The sequence below is a fragment of the Acidisoma sp. S159 genome (assembly GCF_009766125.1).
GTDB lineage: Bacteria > Pseudomonadota > Alphaproteobacteria > Acetobacterales > Acetobacteraceae > Acidisoma.
The window spans coordinates 123,830-124,447 of sequence record NZ_LMUG01000104.1 but is presented as its reverse complement, the minus strand read 5'-3'; the positions used below and the strand labels follow the sequence as shown (position 1 = coordinate 124,447).

At 57.9% G+C, this 618-nt stretch carries 1 protein-coding gene; it reads right to left on the bottom strand.

Annotation, left to right across the window (positions count from 1 at the left end):
- Positions 1–65: 65 nt before the first annotated feature.
- The gene (locus GSQ92_RS29720) at positions 66–230 is read right to left on the bottom strand and encodes a DUF3309 domain-containing protein (protein ID WP_159014928.1); all 165 of its coding nucleotides are present in this window, start codon (positions 228–230) and stop codon (positions 66–68) included.
- Between the last annotated feature and the right edge of the window lie 388 nt (positions 231–618).

Here is a 618-nt window from a genome sequence, read left to right as displayed (position 1 = left end):
AGTGTTCTCGCCACTATGGGGTAAACCGCGCCCCACAGCGGGGGCGCGGATCGTCGTTGTTTACACTAGAAATGATGGCCGGTGAGCAGCACTACTATCAGAATGATTATTAGGATAGTGCCTATGCCGACGCCCCCGTGGCCATAGCCTGACCGGCCGCCGCGATAGCCGTAGCCGATGCCACCGCCGAAAAAGATGATGGCCAACACGATCAGCACGATGAGCAGCATTGGAGGCGTCCTTAAGGTTTCGAACGATAATAGTGTCTCATGGGCATCGTTTCGTGCCCAGCGAAATCAGTTTCCGCGCACAGCGAGTAAACGCCGCCTCGCGGCAGGGCGGGTCATGGCCATTAAAGCCTCCGCAATCACTTCTCGCGAGTAGGACCGCCCAACTTGCCATGCACAAGTAAAACACTCGCAAGGGTATGTTCACGATACACAAGGACTTGGATAAGAAGGAGACCGCCATGCCTGATCCGCGTATGTCGCGTCGTTTACCGCCGGCCAGAGCGTCCTCCGCTCGAGATGAGATCAAGGCGTCGAGAGCCGAGACTGAGTTTCAGCGGGTGACCAGAATTGCGCGCACGAGGCTGGACCGAGGCGAACTCTCGCCCGG

Excerpts from the sequence above, each read along its gene's own strand:
- GSQ92_RS29720 (WP_159014928.1), bottom strand. The coding sequence starts at position 230 with ATGCTGCTCATCGTGCTGATCGTGTTGGCCATCATCTTTTTCGGCGGT.